15 protein-coding genes are annotated in these 15,004 nt (G+C 64.1%); 5 read left to right on the top strand and 10 right to left on the bottom strand.

Translation table 11 applies throughout. From position 1 onward, the window contains the following. The gene (rplS, locus tag J7S20_RS04640) at positions 1-393 is read left to right on the top strand and encodes a 50S ribosomal protein L19 (protein WP_284053051.1); all 393 of its coding nucleotides are present in this window, start codon (positions 1-3) and stop codon (positions 391-393) included. Between the two features lie 84 nt (positions 394-477). Here rplS and J7S20_RS04635 read toward each other — a convergent pair whose 3' ends face one another. The 4 genes from J7S20_RS04635 to J7S20_RS04620 all read right to left on the bottom strand — a co-directional run bounded on the left by J7S20_RS04635 (position 478) and on the right by J7S20_RS04620 (position 3,588). Continuing rightward, positions 478-1,041, bottom strand: coding sequence for a hypothetical protein (locus J7S20_RS04635; RefSeq protein ID WP_284053050.1), 564 nt, complete (start codon positions 1,039-1,041; stop codon positions 478-480). Between the two features lie 111 nt (positions 1,042-1,152). After that, complete coding sequence (locus J7S20_RS04630) at positions 1,153-1,884, bottom strand: hypothetical protein (RefSeq protein WP_284053049.1); 732 nt, start codon at positions 1,882-1,884, stop codon at positions 1,153-1,155. 146 nt (positions 1,885-2,030) lie between these two features. Continuing rightward, positions 2,031-2,504, bottom strand: a complete 474-nt coding sequence (locus J7S20_RS04625; RefSeq protein WP_284053048.1) for a GreA/GreB family elongation factor — start codon at positions 2,502-2,504, stop codon at positions 2,031-2,033. A gap of 40 nt (positions 2,505-2,544) precedes the next feature. Beyond that, entirely contained in the window at positions 2,545-3,588 is a 1,044-nt protein-coding gene (locus tag J7S20_RS04620) for a rod shape-determining protein (RefSeq protein ID WP_284053047.1), read from the bottom strand. A 259-nt stretch (positions 3,589-3,847) separates the two neighbouring features. Here J7S20_RS04620 and J7S20_RS04615 point away from each other — a divergent pair, with 259 nt between their 5' ends. Beyond that, positions 3,848-6,127: a DPP IV N-terminal domain-containing protein gene (locus tag J7S20_RS04615; RefSeq protein ID WP_284053046.1), complete on the top strand. Its 2,280-nt coding sequence runs from the start codon at positions 3,848-3,850 to the stop codon at positions 6,125-6,127. Between the two features lie 21 nt (positions 6,128-6,148). Here J7S20_RS04615 and J7S20_RS04610 read toward each other — a convergent pair whose 3' ends face one another. Further along, the gene (locus tag J7S20_RS04610) at positions 6,149-6,955 is read right to left on the bottom strand and encodes a DUF2189 domain-containing protein (protein WP_284053045.1); all 807 of its coding nucleotides are present in this window, start codon (positions 6,953-6,955) and stop codon (positions 6,149-6,151) included. A 186-nt stretch (positions 6,956-7,141) separates the two neighbouring features. Between J7S20_RS04610 and J7S20_RS04605 the strand changes: the two genes are divergently transcribed. Further along, complete coding sequence (locus J7S20_RS04605; protein WP_284053044.1) at positions 7,142-8,170, top strand: aspartate-semialdehyde dehydrogenase; 1,029 nt, start codon at positions 7,142-7,144, stop codon at positions 8,168-8,170. A gap of 147 nt (positions 8,171-8,317) precedes the next feature. Here the strand turns inward: J7S20_RS04605 and J7S20_RS04600 are convergent, their stop codons facing one another. Genes J7S20_RS04600 through J7S20_RS04590 form a run of 3 tightly spaced genes read right to left on the bottom strand, consistent with a single transcriptional unit; the run spans position 8,318 to position 11,484 of the window. Next, positions 8,318-9,940, bottom strand: a complete 1,623-nt coding sequence (locus tag J7S20_RS04600; protein ID WP_284053043.1) for a DHA2 family efflux MFS transporter permease subunit — start codon at positions 9,938-9,940, stop codon at positions 8,318-8,320. Continuing rightward, entirely contained in the window at positions 9,927-11,042 is a 1,116-nt protein-coding gene (locus J7S20_RS04595) for an HlyD family secretion protein (protein ID WP_284053042.1), read from the bottom strand. Before J7S20_RS04595 ends, J7S20_RS04600 begins: the two co-directional genes overlap by 14 nt. Next, complete coding sequence (locus tag J7S20_RS04590) at positions 11,035-11,484, bottom strand: MarR family winged helix-turn-helix transcriptional regulator (protein WP_284053041.1); 450 nt, start codon at positions 11,482-11,484, stop codon at positions 11,035-11,037. The genes J7S20_RS04595 and J7S20_RS04590 overlap by 8 nt, the downstream gene beginning before the upstream one ends. Before the next feature lie 151 nt (positions 11,485-11,635). On the opposite strand from J7S20_RS04590, the gene J7S20_RS04585 reads away from it, so the two are divergent. Both J7S20_RS04585 and J7S20_RS04580 read left to right on the top strand, forming a co-directional pair. Beyond that, a complete protein-coding gene (locus J7S20_RS04585; protein WP_430980903.1) occupies positions 11,636-12,400 on the top strand; it encodes an alpha/beta fold hydrolase in 765 nt (254 codons plus the stop codon). An 85-nt stretch (positions 12,401-12,485) separates the two neighbouring features. Further along, positions 12,486-13,193, top strand: coding sequence for an SIMPL domain-containing protein (locus tag J7S20_RS04580; protein WP_284053040.1), 708 nt, complete (start codon positions 12,486-12,488; stop codon positions 13,191-13,193). A gap of 6 nt (positions 13,194-13,199) precedes the next feature. Here the strand turns inward: J7S20_RS04580 and J7S20_RS04575 are convergent, their stop codons facing one another. Both J7S20_RS04575 and J7S20_RS04570 read right to left on the bottom strand, forming a co-directional pair. After that, entirely contained in the window at positions 13,200-13,466 is a 267-nt protein-coding gene (locus J7S20_RS04575) for a hypothetical protein (RefSeq protein ID WP_284053039.1), read from the bottom strand. A 41-nt stretch (positions 13,467-13,507) separates the two neighbouring features. Further along, on the bottom strand, positions 13,508-14,944 hold the full coding sequence (locus J7S20_RS04570) for an AMP nucleosidase (RefSeq protein ID WP_284053038.1): 1,437 nt from the start codon (positions 14,942-14,944) through the stop codon (positions 13,508-13,510). Positions 14,945-15,004 lie beyond the last annotated feature (60 nt).

Raw genomic sequence — 15,004 nt, 5'->3', positions numbered from 1 at the left:
ATGAACCTTATCCAGACGCTCGAGCAGGAGCAGATCGCCAAGTTCAACGAGGCGAAGCAGATTCCCGATTTCCGCGCCGGTGATACCGTCAAGATCGGTGTGAAGGTTGTCGAAGGCGAGCGCACCCGCGTTCAGAATTTCGAGGGCGTGTGCATCGCGCGTTCGAACCGCGGCATGGGTTCGTCGTTCACCGTTCGCAAGATTTCGTTCGGCGAGGGCGTCGAGCGCGTCTTCCCGCTCTATTCGCCGAACATCGATTCGATCCAGGTGGTCCGCAAGGGCGCCGTGCGTCGCGCCAAGCTGTATTATCTGCGTGGCCGCACCGGCAAGGCCGCCCGCATCGCCGAGCGCCGCGACACGCGCCCGGCCAAGGAAGCCGCGACCGCCGAATAAGCGGTTCGCGCTGCGACATGAAAAGGGCGTGGAAGCGATGGCTTCCGCGCCCTTTTTCGTTGCATGTCGCGGTAGCGCGCGGGATCAGTTGGTGCCGTACAGCGCCCCGTCGCCACCAAGTACGAACAGACGGCCTGCATAGTCGCGAACAATTGCTGCGGGGCGCTTTATAGCCCCCGATTCGGGCGTGAAATCGGCGGTATGGTTTTCCATTTCGTCTGCCCGGTGCAAAAAACCGTCTGAAAGGAATGTGGCGGGAAAGGTGAAGAACTTTCCGGTTTCGTCGGTCACGATCACCTTACCGTCGAGGCTGCCGATCGAACCCGAATATGCGATGCCGCCCGTAAGACCCGTGCCGTCGAAAGTCCCGTCGCCATGCGCATAGGTAAGCGATGGCCCGATGACGGCCGCCGGAGGATTGGCAACGCGCTCATAGGTGCCTTCGCGATAGGGCCAGCCGAAATCGAGAGGCCTTGCATTCTGATTGAAATAGTCGACTTCCTCCTGCTGATCGGTCCCACGGTCGAGGAGAAAGCTGTAACCCTGGAATGCGCCTCCACCCGCCGGGGCATGAACCCCGTCGCCGAACAGTTCTGCGGAAATGCAGTAGGTATAGAATGACGCCCCACAATAGGGATCGACCTGCACCCGATAAAATTTGCCATAGCCTGACGCCGCGTCCTGCGCGAAGTTGCCAGACGGATCGCCAAGCGCGCCGAACAGGAAGCCGTCGCCGCCGATAAACAGGGTACCGCGAGCCTACATTGTCGAAGGTGCCGCCATTTGGGCATCGATCGTATATTGGTTCAATGAATCCAGAAGCGGGACCGAGCGAACGATCACTCCACGCGAAGCGATGTCGAGCATTGCGACGCCGTATCGGTTGAAATCGGCGACAGCGAGAACACGCCCTGTTTCGCCTGCCTTGAACACGTTGCCGATGTCGCTGACAGTCCCGGTCGCAGCGTCGACTTGATGCACGGAGCCGTCCTGCGAAATGACGATGAGGCCGCTCTTGTCGGTACGAGCGGCAATCACGGCGTCGGTGCCGAACCCGTCCGCTATTTTGGAAAGATTGACGCCTTCGTGATCGTTCGTGACCTCTACGCTGACTGCAAGCGAAGTCTTGCCGCCCTTGCCGTCGGATGCCGTCAGCGTGACGTTGTAGATATTGTCGCCATTGGCGTCGTCCGGTCGTTCGAAGTCGGGTCTTGAAACGAAGGTCAGATCGCCATCGGTCAGATCGAACGCATTGGCATCCGTTCCGCCCGAGATGGTGATCGCCACGGGATCGCCATCGGCATCGGTCGCAGTGGCTGTGTAGGCCACGCCATCGCTGTTTTCGACGACCGAGGCGCTTGCTGCCGAAGTGAAGGCAGGTGCGTGGTTCGCAGCGGTTGGCGTCGGGGTCGTTCCTCCGCCGCCGCCGCACGAAGCGGTAAGTGTGACGATACCAATGGCGAGTGCGGAGGCAGCGCCCCTCCGCAACATTTCAGCGCGAACCAAATGAAAATCCCCCTTATATCAGGGATATAACTTTCACGACCTTTCGCGAAAGGCAAGCATATTTCGTGCGACGGTTCAGGAAGTCGACGACCTTCTATCGATACGATTGTACGCCGCTCGTCACCACCGCGTCAGCGATCGACAGCCGAAACCGAAACGATTTCGAGTTCCTGGATGCGGCCGCCGGCTTCGAATTCGGTCGTGTCGCCGGGTTTGAGTTCTTCGATCGCGGTGACGAGCGGAGAGGTCCAGGCGATGTCGCCGGTCTTCGGATCGGCCTCGTCCTCGCCGACGATGCGGATCGTCATCGGCTTGCCGTCGCGGATGAGATCTACCTGGGTGCCGAAGGCCACCGACGATGCGTCTTCGGGCGGGCGTTCGACATGGGCGGTGTTTCGGCGCAGGCGCCAATAGTCGAGATCGCGCTCGATGAGCGGGCGGCCCTCCTCGTCCGCTGCGGCAAGTTGCTGCTCGAGCCGGGCAACCTCCTCCTCGATCAGGCGGAGGCCGCGCGGGGTCACGCGGTTGGGCGCATCGCTGACGGTTCGCGGCAGCGGCGGGGGCGGCGGGGCGTCGGAATCTTCCTTGACAAAAGCTCTGCTCATACAGCCTCAACGCACCGGCTGCGGCCGATGTTCAATCGGCTCAGGCCTCTATCAGAACGCCCTTGAGCGTCGGGTCCTCAAGCGCCTGGCCCGCGCCAAGCGCGACGCAGATAAGCGCATCCTCGGCGACCACGACGGGAAGGCCGGTGGCCTCTCCCATCACGCTGTCGATGTCGCGGAGGAGCGCGCCGCCGCCGGTCATGACGATGCCGTGCTCGACGATATCGGCGGCGAGTTCGGGCGCGGTGTTTTCGAGCGCGACCATCACCGCATGGACGATCTGGCCGACCGGTTCGGAAATCGCCTCGGCAATCTCGCTCTGGTCGACGCCGATTTCGCGGGGGACGCCTGCGACGAGGTCGCGGCCCTTGACGCGCATGACGGGGATGTCGTCGCCCGAGGGCATTCGCGCGGTGCCGATCTCGTGCTTGATGCGTTCGGCGGTCGCTTCGCCGACCATCAGATTGTGCTTGCGCCGGATATAGGAGGCGATCGCCTCGTCGAGCTTGTCGCCGCCTACGCGGACCGAGTTCGAATAGGCGAGCCCCTGGAGCGAGAGCACCGCAACCTCGGTCGTGCCGCCGCCGATATCGACCACCATCGCGCCGACCGGCTCCCTTACCGGAAGGCCGGCGCCGATCGCGGCGGCCATCGGTTCCTCGACGAGGAAGACCTTCGCCGCGCCGGCATTGGTCGCGGCATGGCGAATCGCGCGGCGTTCGACCATCGTCGATCCCGAAGGGACGCAGACGACGATGTCGGGATGGCGGGGCAGGCGGCTTTTGCCGCCATGCGCCTTGGCGATGAAATGCTTGATCATCTGTTCGGCGACATCGATGTCGGCGATCACGCCGTCGCGTAAAGGACGGATGGTTTCGATATTGTCGGGCGTCTTGCCGAGCATCAGCTTCGCATCGGCGCCGATCGCGCGGACCTTGCGGACGCCGGCGCGCGTCTCCAGCGCGACGACCGACGGTTCGTTGAGAACGATGCCCTGATCGCGGGCATAAACGACGGTATTCACCGTGCCGAGGTCGATGGCGATGTCGTGCGACCGGAACTTGAACGGGTTGGGAAAACGCATGCAGGATTCGACTTTACGCTGGAGGCGCCGCCCGCCGAAATGGCGGCAGCGCGGAAAAACGATACGTCTCGCGGCTGGATTGGGGGCGGCTGGCGGTCAAGCCGCGTTGCGTCCAACCGGCTTTTTCAGGCGATGACTGGCCGCAAGCGCGGCGAGGCGTTGCCAAAGCGCGGCCTTTACGCGGAACCTTTGCCCGGCAATAACGCACGGCACCATGCGCTTGCAGTCGCGGGCGCCTATTTCTTCGAGGATTGAAGGCATGCGGATATGGCTGTTCGGGCTGGCAGTGGCGATGGTGGGAGGGTCGGCGATGGCGGCTGAACAGCAAGAGCCGGCGACGCCCGCCAATCCAACAGTCGCGACCAGCCCGGCCGATGCGGGAGGAGAGGCGCAGACCGCGAAGAAGCTCACGCTCGACCGGTTGTTCAGCAGCCCGAACCTGTCGGGTGCGAGTCCGCGCGCGCTGAAGCTGTCGCCCGACGGAAAGCTCGTCACGGTGCTGCGCAACCGGCCCGACGAGAAGGACCGGTACGACCTGTGGGCGATGGACACGACCACGGGCGATTGGCGGATGCTGGTCGATTCGAAAAAGGTCGGCACCGGGGCCGAGCTGACCGAGGCCGAGAAGATGCAGCGCGAGCGGGCGCGGATCACCAACCTGAAGGGGATCGTCGCCTATGACTGGGCGCCCGACGGCAAGTCGCTGCTCGTGCCGCTCGACGGCGACCTGTACCTGGCGGGGATCGACGGGTCCGTGCGGCGGCTGACCAATACCAAGACGAGCGAGCTGAACCCGGTCATCAGCCCCGATGGCGGCTATGTCAGCTTCGTGCGCGACCAGAATCTTTTCGTCCAGCCGATCGGCGGCGGTGATGCGCGCGACGTGACGAAGACCGGCAAGGGCACCGTTCACTGGGGCGAGGCCGAATTCGTCGCGCAGGAGGAAATGGACCGTTCGACCGGATATTGGTGGTCGCCAGGCGACAAGCGCATCGCGGTCGAACGCTTCGACGAGGCGCCCGTCGGCGTCGTCACGCGCGCGGCGATCGGCGCCGACGGGACGAAGGTGTATAACCAGCGCTATCCGGCGGCGGGCACGCCAAACGTCGCGGTCTCGCTTTATGTGATGAAGCCCGACGGGACGGGCCGCGTGAAGGTCGATCTGGGCAGTGACCCCGATATCTATCTCGCGCGGGTCGACTGGACGCCCGATGGGCGCACGCTGCTCGTCCAGCGCGAGAACCGGGCGCAGACGGAGCTCGACATGCTTGCCGTGAACCCGATTTCGGGCGCGTCGCAGATACTGTTCAGCGAAAAGGCCGCCGAACATAGCTGGATCAACCTGTCCGACGCCTATCGCCCGCTGAGGGACGGCAGCCTGATCTGGTGGTCGGAGCGCGACGGACACGGTCACCTTTACCGCTTCAATGCCGGAAAATGGACGCAGTTGACCGAGGGCGACTGGGACGTGGCCGGTCTGGTCGGCGTCGATCAGACCAAGGGGCGCGTCTATTTCACCGCCAACAAGGACGATGTGCTGGAGCGCGACGTCTATTCGGTCGATCTGGCCAATCCGGGCGTCGTCACGCGGCTGACGCAGGCGGGCTGGTGGAGCAGCGCCAAGATGGATGCCGATGCCAGCAGGATGATCGTCACGCGGTCGAATTCGGACCAGCCCGAGCAGGTCTATCTTGCTGATGCCGACGGGCAGCGTCTCGAATGGATCAGCCAGAACAGCGTCGAGGCAGAGAACCATCCCTATCATCCCTATCTCGCCAGCCACCGCGAGACGAAATTCGGCACGATCACGACCGATGACGGCGCGGTGCTGCACTGGGAAATGATCACACCGCCGCTCGAACCGGGGAAGAAATACCCGGTCTGGTTCCAGCATTATGGCGGACCGCATGTGCAGACCGTCAGCCGCGCATGGGGCGGGCCGATGCGCCAGTATATCGTCGACAAGGGCTATATCTTCTTCCAGATCGACAATCGCGGATCGGCCAATCGCGGCACCGAGTTCGAAGACGCGATCTGGCATGCGATGGGATCGGTCGAGGTGCGCGACCAGCTTGCTGGTGCGAACTATCTCAAGTCGCTCGACTTCGTCGATCCGAAGCGTATCGGGACCTATGGCTGGTCCTATGGCGGATACATGACGTTGAAGATGCTCGAGGCCAATCCGGGCGTGTACGCAGCGGGTGTGTCGGGCGCGCCGGTGACCAAGTGGGAACTGTACGACACCCACTATACCGAACGCTATATGGGCGATCCGAACAAGGTGCCCGAAGCCTATGCCGCGGCCGACGCCATCGCCGATGCGCCGAAGATCGCCGATCCGATGCTGCTGCTCCACGGCATGTCGGACGACAATGTGGTGTTCGAAAACTCGACGCTGCTGGCGGCGAAGCTGCAGGCCGCCGACGTTCCGTTCGAAATGATGTTCTACCCCGGCAAGACGCATACCGCGGGTAGCGACATCCATGTCTGGACGACGATCTTCAACTTCTTCGACCGCACGGTGAAGAACCGGAAATAACGGGCACGGCGGGGATCGGCGTCAGCGGATCCCCGTCTCTCGTTCGACCAGCCGCGTATAGAGGTGCCATGTCGCGTAGCCGAGCACGGGCAGCACGACAGCGAGGCCGATGAGCAGCGGGATCGCGCCGAGCACCAGCAGTGCCGCGACGATCAGTCCCCAGCGCAGCATGACCGCGGTGTTCGCACGGAAGGCGGCGACCGAGGTCGAAACCGCTTCGGCCGCGCTGACATTGCGATCGACAAGCATCGGCAGCGAGACGGTGCTGACGGCGAGCACGACGAGCGCGAGCACAAGCCCGACAAGATTGCCGACGATCATCATCTGCCAGCCTGCCGATGTGCCGAAGACTTGCGAAAGCAGGCCGCCGATCGTGTCGGGAACCTCGCCGAGGAACACGGCATAAATACCCGCTGCCGCGATCATCCAGAACCCGAATATTAGGAACAGCCCGCCGCCGATGCCGAGCATCGCGGGGAAGGACGGGCTTTGCATGACATCGAAAAAGTGGTTCCAGCTCGCATCCTCGCCCGCCTCGCGCCGCCTGGCGAGTTCGTAGAAGCCGGTGGCGACGAGCGGGCCGAGCAGCGTCAGCCCTGCGAAGACGGGGAAGATCATGTCGAGGCGGAAGGTGCCGAGGCTGGCCATCACGGCGAGGAAGCCGACAAGCGGGTAGAGCAGGCCGAGCAGGATCAGGTCGCCGCGTCTGTCCGAGAAATCCGCCCAGCCGTCGCGCAGTGCGGCGCTCAGATCGGCGGACGTGATCGTTCGTATCCGCGAATGCCCGGTTTCGGGTGCGGTGGCGCCGATATCGCTCGTGATAGCCATGACCTATTCTCCCAACATTCTCTCCGTCGGCTTGATGTCTGGCGGATGCGTCGCCATGTGCGATCGCAGGCGCATGTCTTAGCACAAATCGTGCGTCTTTGCCCCGGCAAACGTATTTTTGTTGGCAAGCGGCGCGTTGCCGCGATAGGGCGCACGCGAACGATCGAGAAGGGAAGCACAAGAACAATGGGCTATCGTGTGGTGGTGGCGGGCGCGACCGGCAATGTCGGGCGCGAAATGCTCAACATCCTTGCCGAACGCGAATTTCCGGCCGACGAGATCGCCGTGCTGGCGTCGTCGCGTTCGACCGGTGACGAGGTCGAATATGGCGAGACCGGCAAGAAGCTGAAGATCAAGAATATCGAGCATTTCGATCCCACCGGCTGGGACATGGCGCTGTTCGCCATCGGATCGGAAGCGACCAAGATCTACGCGCCCAAATTCGCCGCCGCGGGATGTACGGTGATCGACAATTCGTCGCTCTATCGCATGGACCCGGACGTGCCGCTGATCGTGCCCGAGGTGAACCCCGAAGCGATCGACGGCTATCGCGCGAAGAACATCATCGCCAACCCCAATTGCTCGACCGCGCAGATGGTCGTCGCGCTGAAGCCGCTGCACGATGCGGCGAAGATCAAGCGCGTCGTCGTCGCGACCTATCAGTCGGTGTCGGGCGCCGGGAAATCGGGCATGGACGAGCTGTTCGAGCAGAGCCGCAACATCTTCGTCGGCGACCAGCCCGAAGCGGTGAAGTTCACCAAGCAGATCGCCTTCAATGTCATTCCGCACATCGACGTCTTTCTGGAAGACGGATCGACCAAGGAAGAGTGGAAGATGGTCGTCGAGACCAAGAAGATCATGGACCCCAAGGTCAAGATCTCCGCCACCTGCGTGCGCGTGCCGGTATTCGTCGGCCATTCCGAAGCGCTCAACATCGAGTTCGAGGAAGAGCTGTCGGCCGAGGATGCGCAGAAAATCCTGCGCGAGGCGCCGGGCGTGATGCTCGTCGACAAGCGCGAGGACGGCGGATATGTGACCCCGGTCGAATGCGTCGGCGAATATGCGACCTATATCAGCCGCGTGCGCGACGACCCCACCGTCGACAACGGCATCGCGCTATGGTGCGTTAGCGACAATCTGCGCAAAGGCGCCGCGCTGAACGCGGTGCAGATCGCGGAACTGCTCGGGCGGCGGCATTTGAAGAAGGCGGCGTAGGGACTGTCGCGCAGCATAGGCGCATCTTCCAGCCGTCATGCCGGACTTGATCCGGCATCGAGGCAGGCACATTCGCCGCGCTCGTTCAGGTTGGCGTAGCGCCGTGGACCCCGGATCAAGTCCGGGGTGACGGTGCCGAGTTGTGCGTCAGTGCATGTCCACCGGCTCGGCCTTGGCGCCTTGACGGGCTTCGGGGCGCTTCAGCAGGAACACCAGCGGGATCGCGACGGCGGTCATCACCATCATCAGCTTGAAGTCGTCGAGATACGCGACCATCGCCGCCTGCTGGGTTACAAGGCCATTGACCATCGCCGCCGCGGCGTCGCCGGCGCTGCCCAGCGCCTGGGCAAGACCGGGATCGAACGGGAATGCCTGCGGCGTGATGTGCTGGGCGATGTCCGAATGGCTCTGCTGGAGATTGCGGGCAAGCTCTGCAGTGACGACCGAGATGCCGACCGACGCGCCGACATTGCGCGCGAGGTTCATCAGGCTGGTGCCCTCTGTCCGGTATTGCGGGTCGAGCGTGCCGAAGGCGAGCGTGTTGAGCGGGATGAAGATCAGGCCGAGGCCAAGCCCCTGAATCAGGCCGGTCAGAATGAAGGGCATCGTGCCCATCATCAGCGTCCAGCCGGTCATGTCGTAGAGCGACCAGATCGCGATGACCAGGCCGGTCCCGACAAGGATGCGCGCGTCGAAATTGCGCTGGAGCAGCTGACCCGCGATCGACATCGAAATCAACACGCCGACACCGCGCGGCATCATCAGGAAGCCGGTGTCGAGCACGGGATAGCCATAGAGCGTCTGGAGCATCGGCGGCAGCAGCGCCATCGTCGCGATCAGCACCATGCCGACGACGAGCATGAAGGCGACGCTGGTCATCAGGTTGCGGTCGCGCAGGATTTCCCTGTCGAACAGCGGGTTCTTCGCGGTGAATAGGTGGACGAGGAATACCCAGAAGCACGAGATCGCGACGAGGCCCTCGACGATGATCTCCCACGACGAAAACCAGTCCTGGTTCTGACCACGGTCGAGCATGAGCTGAAAGGCGGCAACGGCGACGGCGAGCATCGAAAATCCGAACAGGTCGAACTGGCGCTCGCGCTGCGGCCGCGAAGGGAGCAGTGCCCACAGGATCGCGAAGGCGGCGATGCCGAGCGGTACGTTGATGTAGAAGACCCAGCGCCAGTTATAGCTTTCGGTCAGCCAGCCGCCGATCACGGGACCGAGGATCGGGCCGATCATGATGCCCATGCCCCAGATCGACAGCGCGCGCGCCTGCTTTTCGGGCGGGTTGATGTCCATCATCACCGTCTGGCTGAGCGGGTTCATGAACGCCGCGCAGGTGCCCTGGACGAAGCGGAACGCGACCATTTCGGTCAGGCCGGTGGCGAGGCCGCACAGCATCGACGAGGCGACGAAGCCGACGATGCAGAAGATGAAGAGGTTGCGCGACCCGATCTTGTCCGACAGCCAGCCCGCCGCGGGAATCGCGATCGCCGAGGCGACGATATAGCTCGTCAGCACCCAGGTGACGGTATCGGCGGTGGCGCCGAGCGAGGCCTGCATGTGCGGCAGCGCCACGTTGGCGATCGTCGAATCGAGGATTTGCATGATCGTCGCCAGCATGACGCCGACGGTCAGCAGCCCGCGATTTTCAACGGGAAGTGCGGCGACGCCCCGAGAGGGAGCCTTGGGCGCCGCCGCAGCCTGGCGCGAGGCGGGGGAGGGTGCCGCCGCGCCGGGTCTGGAAGCCGAATTAGCGCTGGCCATGGTCGCGCACGTCCACCGTCACGCTTGCCGAGATGCCGGCGATCAGCTGACGCGGGCTCTTGTCGTCGATGGCGATGCGGACCGGTACGCGCTGCGTGACCTTCACCCAGTTGCCGGTCGCGTTCTGCGCCGGGATGACCGAGAATTCTGATCCGGTGCCCGCGCCGATGCTGGCGACATGGCCCTTCAGCTTGACGTCGGGATAGGCGTCGAAGGTGATTTCCGCGGGCTGACCGGGGCGCATCTTCTGAAGGTCGGTTTCCTTGAAGTTGGCCTCGATCCACGAGCGGTTGTCGGCGACGATGGTGACGGCGGGCAGGCCGGTCATCATCTGCTGGCCGACGACCAGCCGGTCGGTCTGCGTCACGGTGCCGGCGACGGGGGCATAGACCTTGGTGCGCGAGAGATCGAGCTGCGCCTTGTCGCGGGCGACCTTGGCCGCGGCGATCGCTGGATTCTCGCCGGGAACGGCCGAACCGGACGACAGCTTGGCCTTTGCCTCGGCCGCGCTGGCCTGCGCGCTCTGGAGCTGCGCCTTGGCCTGTTCGACGGCGTGCTGCGCTTCCTGAAGCCGCGCGCGCGTGGTGAAGCCGCGCTTCATCAGCGCCGCCTGGCGGTCATAATCTTCCTGAGCCTGCTGGATGCGGTCGCGGGCAGCCTCGATATCGGCGCTGGTGCCGGCATAGTTGGACCGGAGTGTCGCGACCTGGACCTGCGCGTCGGCGATCTGCGCATTCGCCTGATTGAGCGCGATGCGGTACGGGTCGGGATCGATCTGGAACAGCAGGTCGCCCTTGTTCACATGCTGGTTCTCATCGACGTCGACCTTGACGATGCGGCCGGCGACATCGCTCGACACCGCAACCTTGTCCTGTGAAACATAGGCGTTGTCGGTCGAGACGAAGCGGCCCGAAGTCAGCCAGACATAGCCGGCGATCGCCGCCACGATCAGCGGCAGCGAGATCATCAGCAGCGGGCGCTTCCACCGGCGCTTCTTTCTGTCGGGCGCGACGGCGGCACCGGCGGCAAATTCCTCCGGCTCGGCAGGATAGTCGATCGCCGGCGAATCTTCGGCGCGGATCTTGGGGTCGGCTTCAGCCATTGGCGGTCTCTTCGGAAATATCGTCGGTGACGTTTAGATTGGCGCGGATCGCCTGGATCGATGCGGTCAGGCGGGCACGGTCGGCATCGGAAATGCCCTCCAGCGCGGCCTCGGTGAGTTCCTGACCCATCACCTTCAGCTTGGCGATGACGGGCTTGGCCTTGTCGGTCAGATAGATGCGCCATGCACGGCGGTCGGCGGGATCGCGGCGGCGCTCGACAAGACCGGCCTCTTCCAGCCGGTCGATCATGCGGCACAGCGAGATCGGCTCGACCTCAAGCAGTTCTGCGAGCGTGCCCTGATGCGCGCCCTCGTTGCGGGCGAGCACGGTCAGCGCGCGCCACTGCGGACGCGTGACGCCGATGGTCCGTGCGCGCTCGTCGAACCGGCGGCGCAGGAGGCGCGATACGTCGCTGATCAGGAATCCGAGCGTTTCGGTCATGACGGGCGATATAGTAAGCATGCTTATATATTGCCACCCGTTATCAGATTGCGCAGTGCACAATCATCGTTGCACGCCGCGCAGCGGCGGCTCGACAGCGGCGGTGCCACGCGATAGGCGGGCGACGACACCGAAAACCGGAGCATTTCCGTTGAGCGAACCAGTTCCAGCACCACACTTCTTTTCAAGCTTTGACGGCACCCAGCTTGCCTGGCGCGAGATAGGCGAGGGGCGGCCCGTCGTCCTGATCCACGGCTATTTCTCGAACGCGGCGGTCAACTGGTTGAAATACGGCCATGCGCAGAAGGTGGCCGATGCGGGCTTTCGCGTCATCATGCCCGATCTCCGCGGGCACGGTGACAGCGCCAAGCCGCATGACGCGGCGCATTATCCCCCCGATGTGTTGATGCAGGACGGGCTGGCGCTGATCGCGCAGCTGGGGCTGAGCGATTATGATCTGGGCGGATATTCGCTGGGCGCACGGACGACGGTGCGAATGCTCGCCAATGGCGGGGCTGCGCCGCGCAAGGTGGTGATTTCCGGCATGGGGCTGACCGGGCTGGTCGATACCGCCGGACGCGGCGAATATTTCCGCAAGGTGCTCAACAGTCTGGGCAGTTTCGAGCGCGGGACGCCAGAGTTCATGACCGAGGCGTTCCTGAAGACCACGAACGGCGACGCCAAGGCGCTGCTTCGCGTGCTCGATACCTTTGTCGACACACCCGAAGCAGCAATCGCGGAGATTGCGCAGCCGACGCTGGTGCTGTCGGGTGCCGAGGACCATGACAACGGTTCGGCCGAGGCGCTTTCCGAGCTGATGCCGAACGCGATCTACCGGGAGGTGCCGGGCAATCACATGAGCGCCGTCACCCGCCCCGAACTGGGCCGCACGATCGCCGACTTCCTGGCCGCTTGACGAGGCTTCGCGCGCAGGCGCATCGTCGGCACCGACCAACAGCGAGGTGCCGATGCGAGGGCTTGTATTTGCGACATGCGCGCTGTTGACGACGACATCGGGAATACAGGCGGCCGATCTGGCGCTGCAACCGGGCGAAACGCTGCTGGAGGTACAGGCGCAGGGCGAGACGGTGACGCTGCCCGACGCCGCGCTGATCAGCGTTGGTGTGGTGAGCACGGGAACGACCGCGCGCGAGGCGACGGGCGCCAATGCCACCGACATGGCGAAGGTCGTGGCGGCGATAAAGGCCGCGGGGATCGAAGACCGGTATATCCGCACGCAGCAAATCAATGTGAGTCCGCGTTTCGCGCGTGACGGCGCGAACGATTATCAGGGGCAGGCGCGTATCACCGGCTATGTCGCGCGCAACAGCGTCAGCGTGACGGTGACCGATCTTGGCAAGGCTTCGAAAGTGATCGATGCCGCTTTCGGTGCGGGCGCCAATTCGGTGTCCGGCCCCAATCTGACATTACTCGACGATCATGACGCGCTGGACGCGGCAAGGCGCGACGGGATCGCGAAAGCGCGTGCCGAGGCAGCGACCTATGCCGACAGCCTGGGAATGCGTGTGTCGCGCGTCATACGCGTCAGCGAGCGCGGCAATTCGGCACGGCCGGTCAATTATGTGACGGTGACGGCCTCGCGCGTCGGCGCTCCGCCCCCTCCGCCACCACCTCCGCCACCGGTCGCGGGCGGCGAGATGCGGCAGCAGATCAACGTCTGGGTCGATTTCGCGCTGGTACCGAAATAGCGGCGATCACATCGCCTCCGGGATCGTCCCCTCGTCAGCGATGCCTGCTTCGAACGAGCCGCTCGAATCGGTGCCGTCGGCCTGATGCGCGTGTTTGTGCCCGGAACCGCGCTTGCGTTTGCGGAGCAGCCCGGTCGCGGCCAGCGCGCCGATGGCGCCAAGCCCTGCCAGCCACCATCCGCGCTTGCGCTTCGGTTCGTCGAGTCTGTCGGCCGGGTTGTAGAGCTTTCCGGCGGGAGCCTGCACCATGATCGCCTCCTGTTGGTCGGTCATGGTTGAACGCGGCAGCGCGCGTTCGGCTCCCGCCATTCGCCTTAGCGGAAGGGCGGTTCGTTGAACGCGCGGAGTTTGCGGCTGTGAAGCTTCTGCCCCTCGCGCCGCAGCTCCTCGCACGTCTCGATGCCGATCCGCATATGCTCGTTGATCGCGCGTTCGTAGAAGCGATTTGCCTGACCGGGCAGCTTCAGCTCGCCGTGGAGCGGTTTGTCCGACACGCATAGCAGCGTGCCGTAGGGAACGCGGAAGCGATAACCCTGGCCGGCAATCGTCGCCGATTCCATGTCGATGCCGACCGCGCGGCTGAGCGAGAAGCGCAGCGCCGAGTGCGAGAAGCGCAGTTCCCAATTGCGGTCGTCGGTGGTGACGATGGTGCCGGTGCGCAGACGCCGTTTCAGCTTGTCGCCCGACTGGCCCGACACGGTTTCCGCTGCGCGGGCCAGCGCCTGCTGAACCTCAGCAATCGCGGGCACGGGAATTTCGGGCGGCAGCATCTCGTCGAGAACATGGTCGTCGCGCAGATAGGCGTGTGCGAGCACATAGTCGCCGATCCGCTGGCTGGGGCGCAGGCCGCCGCAATGGCCGATCATCAGCCAAGCCTCGGGCCGCATCACCGCGAGATGATCGCAGATCGTCTTGGCGTTCGACGGGCCGACGCCGATATTGACGAGCGTGATGCCGGTGCGGTCGGGCGCCATCAGGTGATAGGCGGGCATCTGGTGCCGCCGCCACGCGCTGTCGGTGACGAGCTTTTCGACATCGTCGCCCGCTTCGACCATCACGCCGCCCGCGCCGGAAACGGCGGTGTACCGGCTGCCTTCGCCAAGCTGGGTGCAGGCCCAGCGGACGAATTCATCGACATAGCGGTGATAGTTGGTGAACAGCACATAGCGCTGCGTGTGCTCGGGCGGGGTGCCGGTGTAATGCCTCAGCCGCGCGAGCGAGAAATCGGTACGCAGCCCGTCGAACAGCGCGAGCGGGCGCGTTTCCTCATCGCTTTCCCAAAGTCCGTCGGCGATTTCATCCCCGATATGCGCTAGCTCGGTGGCGGGGAAGAAGCGCGCCAGCTCGGCAGCCGATACCTCGTCCAGGCTAAGCGCGTGGCCGGGATCGAGGACATAGGGAAACGGAATTTCCTGCCGCCCGGCAACGGCTTCCACCTCGACCTCGTAATCCTCCATCAGCAGGTTGATCTGTTCGGCGAGATAGTCGGCGAACATGCCGGGCTTGGTCACGCTGATCCGGTACGATCCCGGTTCGACCAACCTGCCGAACGACCGCGGCGGCGTCGGGTTGTCGTTGCCGCCGCGATAGCGGACATGGATTTCGGGATAGGCGAACGAGCCGTCGCGCCGCGATTCCGGCGCGGGCGGCTTGCCCTTGGTGAGATAGGTGTCGAGGGCCGCTTTCAGCCGTTCGACCGATCCGGTGTAGAGTCGGTCGAGTTCCTGTACGATCTGTTCTGCTTGCGTCATCGTTCGCGGCTAAAGCCTGAAAATGACTCTGGCAAGACCGTCGGCGGCACGCGATCGCAG

The sequence above is a fragment of the Stakelama marina genome, from assembly GCF_018122655.1.
Classification (GTDB): domain Bacteria; phylum Pseudomonadota; class Alphaproteobacteria; order Sphingomonadales; family Sphingomonadaceae; genus Sphingomonas; species Sphingomonas marina.
This window is presented reverse-complemented; position numbering and strand designations above follow the sequence as displayed.

Coding starts and splice junctions, on each gene's coding strand:
- rplS (WP_284053051.1), top strand. CDS start 1: ATGAACCTTATCCAGACGCTCGAGCAGGAGCAGATCGCCAAGTTCAAC.
- J7S20_RS04630 (WP_284053049.1), bottom strand. CDS start 1,884: ATGTTGCGGAGGGGCGCTGCCTCCGCACTCGCCATTGGTATCGTCACA.
- J7S20_RS04625 (WP_284053048.1), bottom strand. CDS start 2,504: ATGAGCAGAGCTTTTGTCAAGGAAGATTCCGACGCCCCGCCGCCCCCG.
- J7S20_RS04620 (WP_284053047.1), bottom strand. CDS start 3,588: ATGCGTTTTCCCAACCCGTTCAAGTTCCGGTCGCACGACATCGCCATC.
- J7S20_RS04615 (WP_284053046.1), top strand. CDS start 3,848: ATGCGGATATGGCTGTTCGGGCTGGCAGTGGCGATGGTGGGAGGGTCG.
- J7S20_RS04610 (WP_284053045.1), bottom strand. CDS start 6,955: ATGGCTATCACGAGCGATATCGGCGCCACCGCACCCGAAACCGGGCAT.
- J7S20_RS04605 (WP_284053044.1), top strand. CDS start 7,142: ATGGGCTATCGTGTGGTGGTGGCGGGCGCGACCGGCAATGTCGGGCGC.
- J7S20_RS04600 (WP_284053043.1), bottom strand. CDS start 9,940: ATGGCCAGCGCTAATTCGGCTTCCAGACCCGGCGCGGCGGCACCCTCC.
- J7S20_RS04595 (WP_284053042.1), bottom strand. CDS start 11,042: ATGGCTGAAGCCGACCCCAAGATCCGCGCCGAAGATTCGCCGGCGATC.
- J7S20_RS04590 (WP_284053041.1), bottom strand. CDS start 11,484: ATGACCGAAACGCTCGGATTCCTGATCAGCGACGTATCGCGCCTCCTG.
- J7S20_RS04575 (WP_284053039.1), bottom strand. CDS start 13,466: ATGACCGACCAACAGGAGGCGATCATGGTGCAGGCTCCCGCCGGAAAG.
- J7S20_RS04570 (WP_284053038.1), bottom strand. CDS start 14,944: ATGACGCAAGCAGAACAGATCGTACAGGAACTCGACCGACTCTACACC.